General features: G+C 40.5%; 3 protein-coding genes and 2 pseudogenes. All 5 read right to left on the minus strand.

Annotated features, from left to right (window positions below; genetic code table 11):
• A pseudogene (locus ACFIMQ_RS08925) lies at positions 1-318 on the minus strand (phage tail protein); the annotation flags it as partial.
• Between the two features lie 12 nt (positions 319-330).
• Entirely contained in the window at positions 331-993 is a 663-nt protein-coding gene (locus tag ACFIMQ_RS08930; RefSeq protein ID WP_375703875.1) for a transglycosylase SLT domain-containing protein, read from the minus strand.
• Positions 990-3140 carry a glycine zipper family protein gene (locus tag ACFIMQ_RS08935; RefSeq protein ID WP_375703876.1) on the minus strand — a complete coding sequence of 717 codons (2151 nt, stop codon included), beginning with the start codon at positions 3138-3140 and terminating at the stop codon, positions 990-992. The genes ACFIMQ_RS08930 and ACFIMQ_RS08935 overlap by 4 nt, the downstream gene beginning before the upstream one ends.
• 2 nt (positions 3141-3142) lie before the next feature.
• On the minus strand, positions 3143-4471 hold the full coding sequence (locus tag ACFIMQ_RS08940) for a hypothetical protein (protein WP_375703877.1): 1329 nt from the start codon (positions 4469-4471) through the stop codon (positions 3143-3145).
• Positions 4472-4504: 33 nt separating this feature from the next.
• Positions 4505-4780, minus strand: a pseudogene (locus ACFIMQ_RS08945) (hypothetical protein); the annotation flags it as partial.

The raw sequence follows: 4780 nt of genomic DNA on the forward strand, positions 1-4780 counted from the left end.
ATCTAAAGAATTAAGGGAGACTGTGGTTGCTCCAACATTCCTGCTCGTCGCCATAAAGCGCAAAACAATCCCATTCTGATAACCTAAAAACTGTGAGGTGCTTGCAAGTCTTATCACACTCGTTTGTTGTGCATGATCATTGGTAACAATCCCTTCAAGCGTGCCACCCGTGTCTGACAAGTATTCCTTTACGCGCTGCATCATCACACGGGCGCTCTTGTTTACACTGCTAGGATGCTGCCCTTCTGACCAATCAATTGAAGCATCACAACGTGTATTATCCGCCGCTCTAAGCGACCAATCATAAATCGTCGACATCTCTCATGAATCCTAATTCCGGTAAAATGGTCCGTAAAATGCCCGCATGAATGGCATCATCAAAGGATTATCATCTTCATCACTCTCTTCTTCTTCCGAAGGCTCTTCTTGGGATGCTAATTGTGATGCTAATAATGCCCGTAAAACCTCTAACATGTTGTCTCTATTGCCAAAACCACCCTGTGCTATAGGACTTGCTCTATAAGGCTGCCCCCCATACATCTGTAGCACGCGGTTGACAAAATCACTTGCACGCATACCGCTGTTGCCACCATTCAAACCAACCGCATTACTGCCAACGATTTGCGCTGCATTGGCATGGGGATTTTGCAAAAGGCGGGCGGCTCCTCCTGCCCCTTGTTGATGTGCTAAATACAATTCTGCATCAGTAGGCGCTCTTCCCAATACACGGCTTAAATGGTTGCGATTATCAAGGGTCAACCGTCCCATGGCATCTGCCGCTTGCATGGGGTCAAAACGGTCTTGCAAACCATATTGTTTGGCTGTGCTGTCTATAAATTGATACAACCCACCCGCAGATGAACGTGGATTCCTTGCATTCGGATTGCCGCCACTTTCCACTTGCGCAACACGGTATAAATAACTTTCGGGCAAGCCATAACGCGCTGCTGCCTGACGTATCGCTTGGTCTACAGAAGAACTAGAACGGGTCATTTCGCATACTCTATTGAAGCACTGGGACCTAGCCCTTTTGCTATAGCTCTAGAAACAATCTTCAAGCCTTCATCCGTTATTACTCCCACTTTATGCCATTTTAAAGCACTTTGAATCAATTGGGCAATCTCATTTCTCTCCATTCCGTTAACGCCAAAAGTTGCTAATTTTGCTATACACCGCTCCATCTCTTGTCTTGCTCGTACCGCTTCTGATGAATTCGGATGATAAAATATATTCCGTGCTAATTTAAAAGCTTGAGTGTGCATATCAGTAAGGTTTGGGAAACTAACTCCATCACGAATAGAAAACTCAGGAGCGCCTTCAAATTTGCTAAAACCTTCTTTTGCTGCATCAGAGTAGAACTTCTCCTGATCTACTGCCTTTTTAAAAGTAGAAAACCGTTTGGATCCTATAATCCTTTTAAGATTCTCAGATGCAAGATTTTGTTTTAAAAGATTAGAGAATTCATTAACAGGGTCATTATTTTTCCTTAATAAATCATCTAATGCATCTCTCATACCAATATGATAGGTATTGTTTTTACTTGACCAGTTGCCTTTATAAAGACTTTCCTTAACCTCATCCCTTTCAATACCCTTTTCTAATTTTGTTCCAAGAGCCTGCTTACCTTTCTCAAAGCTATTTTCAAAGTTTTTGAATTTTTCTGCACTACCACGTGCTTCTTTATAAGTAGGAGAAATTTGATCCATTATTTTTACCAAATTTTGTTTGAGTATTTGGTAGCCAGAGACTTTTTGATTATCCCCAAGTCTTTCACTTTTTTTGATCAAATCATCAAGAGACTGCTTGGTTTGATCTAATAACTCTATCGTAGGTTTATAGTTTATACTGCTAAACCTTCTATCATAAAATCGTCTAGGATTTTCTTTCAGCGAATGTTCTTCTAAGGTATTTACAGCTTCTTTGAGAGCTTTTTGAAACCCTTTATTCTCAAAAAGTTTATCAAGAACTGGGTAATGTTCTTGGCCTATTGGAGTTTGCTTTGCCTGCTCATAAAGATGATCATGCGCTTCTTTCCCTTGCTTTTTAAGAGCCCTGCTTAAAGTATAGCTATGTTGGTATGGAACAATTATCTTCTCCATCATATCATCAAGACGTTGAACAGAACCTCCTAATCTTTTCTCATGCGCTCTTTTCAAAAGATTATAAACATTTTCATTTGTTTTGGATGAGTTCCACAAAATCTGTCGTAGTTTTTCATTAATATCTGTTAAAAATACTTCGTCAGGTTCAGTAGTAAGACGTTGAGTGATATTTTTAGTTCTATTATTGTAAAGTTGCTTGGCAACTTCTCGCAAAGCTTTATTTAAAACCTCTTTATGAGCAGGATTAAAAACTCTCTTTATAATAGGAATATCCTTTACAAGATTTCCTGCACCACGAACTACCTTAGAAATTCCCATACCTCCCAAAATAGCGACCGGCGTCAAAACAGCGCCACCCGCAGCACCAGCTAACGCCGAATTCACCGTATCATTATAACCTTCTCCTGCACCAGAACCATGCAAAGCACCAGAACCTGCCCCAACAAGAGCTCCCCTACCCAGACTTCCTAAAGTTGATCCTGCTCGCAAAAAATTTAATGCAGGGATACCAAAAGATGCTAATGTTGGTAAAATCGAACCGGCAATATAAGCACCAGAAGACAACCATGGATATTTTTTTTCCAAGGCTTTTTGATAAGCACGTTCCTTGGCTACTCTTCTATTATAAACCTCTTCTGCTTTCTTATCACCACGCCAATAATCTGTAAAACCTGCTTCATTCGCCGCCTGTATCTCATCACTGTACCCCGCCGTGAGACCAGATGTACCATGGCTTCTAATAGCATCCCACCATGTAAGATCTTTATCATCAAATGAGAAATCATCTGTTGTAGTTGATTGATCTGCTGTATTTTGCAATCCTTCAGAAAAAGAATTAGATAACTTCACAATCTCAGCGGGATCTTCAACTACGCGGAAACGTGTTCCGTTTTTAGAGTATACATATCGGGGAGAAGGAGAGTTTTTTGTTAAAAAACTCTCAATCTCAGCAGGGTCTTCAACTACACGAAAACGTGTCCCATTCTTAGCGTATACATATTGAGAATTAATCCCACCAAAAGTCTTATAAGGGGACATTACTATTTCTCCTTAACCAGAACTTTACCATTAGAACTATCAATAAAGTAAGTTATGTTCCCGTTGCTTGCGGCTTCTTCTACACCCATCTTTGGTAACTGATTATTATATCCTTTCTGAGGACCTGTAGAATGCGATTGGGATGTGACTTTATCAATATTCTCTTGTGTTAATGCAATGTTGCCGTTTTCTAACAAAGATAATACGTCTGATTTCATCTTACCCAAAATCTCATGGATTTTTTTCAATCTAAACAACAGCTCTTTATGACCCAAGTTGTACTTTATCTCTCCTAAATAGCTCTTTAATATATCAAGCTCTTTTTCTGTGAGGTTACCCAAACCAGAAGCTCCATTACGTGAATAGCGTCTCATGGTTTCTAAACGGTCAATACCTATACGGTTTTTAATGGAATCAAGCAGTGAACTCATATCACGGTGTTGAGGAACACCTAATTTAGCTTGTACAGCAGCCGAATTACCTGTAGCCCATTCACCAGTCTCTTCTATATAATTCGTAAAACGTTCAATGTCACGGAGTGTATTACTACTGATAGCTTCACTATTTTTAAGCTCTATCGTTTCTCGTAGGCGGTCCATTTCTTCTTTAGACCTAGCATCATAACCACCGTTCACTTTTTGTAATAGAAAAGCATTCAACGCATCTTTATTTCCAGCTATGAACCGCGCTTCTTCTTCACTGTACCCTTTAGATTTCAGATACTCGACGGTTTGGTTAACCTGCCCTCTTTGTTTATCACCTTCATTAAGACGCTTCACACCACTTGCAAGCGCATCCCACCCAGAACCGTCTGATGAAGATTCTGCCATACCAGCAAAAAGATCTTTGAGTTTCTGATACGCATCTGATTGAAAAAACTTATAAGTATTGGACTGTAAAAATTTCTCTACATCTGTCGGTTCACGAGGAGGTGTTTGTGATGAAGTTTCTAATGGCTGTGCTTGGGGTACATCAACTTTAGGTTTAAGATCTTCTGGGGCTTCCTCCAGTGCATTTGGCATAGGGGGCTGTTGATCAACTCCAAGAGGCATCTCCGCTTTAGGAGCCGTGTGGGGCATAAGTGGTCCATATGGCTTCAGCATATTCTGTAAATTTTGTTTTTTTAGATCAGTGTCTCCCTTGAGCATCATCGCAGTTCCAAAACCCGCACCGATAGACGAAGGATGCTTTGCGCCTTTTGCAATTAATTGTCCTAATCTATTAGCCCCTGTAACTACTTTAGGAGCAAAAAACCTAAAAATATGAGGTACATATCTAATTCCTGCCCCAATTGCTGCCCCAGCTAATGGAAATAATAATGGAAATGCCATCACGTTCTCCTACAAAACTATTCTTTAGTTATTCTACAAATCTTTATTTTGATTCATGTAATCTAAAAAAAACTTGGATGCTCCTCCTGCCAACGCTGCTCCCATTGGACCACCTGCCATGTAACCAAAAGCCATAGGTGCTGCTTGAAGTGCCAGAGAACCTATAGCTCCTGCATTTTTCCATGGGCTATTGCCTTCCATCTTAGAGCCTGACATATTATTCGTCGTCGTACCGTAATTTCTTGCGAAGCCATGACCGGCGTTCATAAGCATATTCAACCTATTCCAGCCGCTATTGTCTTGTTCCAT

It is taken from the genome of Bartonella sp. AD13SXNS, from assembly GCF_042196465.1.
In the GTDB taxonomy this organism is placed as follows: domain Bacteria; phylum Pseudomonadota; class Alphaproteobacteria; order Rhizobiales; family Rhizobiaceae; genus Bartonella.